This window comes from Corallococcus sp. AB049A (genome assembly GCF_003668885.1).
In the GTDB taxonomy this organism is placed as follows: domain Bacteria; phylum Myxococcota; class Myxococcia; order Myxococcales; family Myxococcaceae; genus Corallococcus; species Corallococcus interemptor.
Window position 1 is genome coordinate 1 of sequence record NZ_RAWL01000951.1, and the last position, 507, is coordinate 507.

A 507-nucleotide genomic window follows, 5' to 3' on the forward strand; every position below is an offset into this window, starting at 1 on the left:
CCGATGACCTGATCAAGAACACCGCCATCCGCGAGATCGAGCGCACCTTCACCTGCAACGTGGCCATCGGCCATCGCGTGTGGCAGCCGCTGGTGGGCACCACGCCGCCGCGCGAGCTGCAGCCGTTTCGCGAGATCAAGGGCGCGACCCACACTGCCGTGTCCACGCCGGGCGATCTGCTGTACCACATCCGCGCACGCACCATGGACCTGATCGTGGCGTTCGAGCGCAACCTGCTGATGGCGTTCGGCGATGCGGTGGAAGCAGTCGATGACGTGGCCGGCTTCCGCTATTTCGATGGCCGCGACCTGCTCGACTTCGTCGACGGCACCGCCAATCCGGAAGGACTGTCGCTGCCCGAAGCCACGATTGTTGGTGACGAGGATCCGGACCACGCAGGTGGCAGCTACGTGGTGGTGCAGAAGTACCTGCACAACCTCGATGCGTGGCGCGCGCAGAAGACCGAGGCGCAGGAGGCGATCATCGGCCGCACCAAGCACGACCTGT

1 protein-coding gene is annotated in these 507 nt (G+C 65.5%); it reads left to right on the plus strand.

Annotated elements, in window-relative coordinates; all coding sequences use genetic code 11:
• Positions 1–507 (plus strand): Dyp-type peroxidase (locus tag D7X55_RS46015; RefSeq protein WP_121725732.1); only part of this gene is annotated, 507 nt, incomplete at both ends.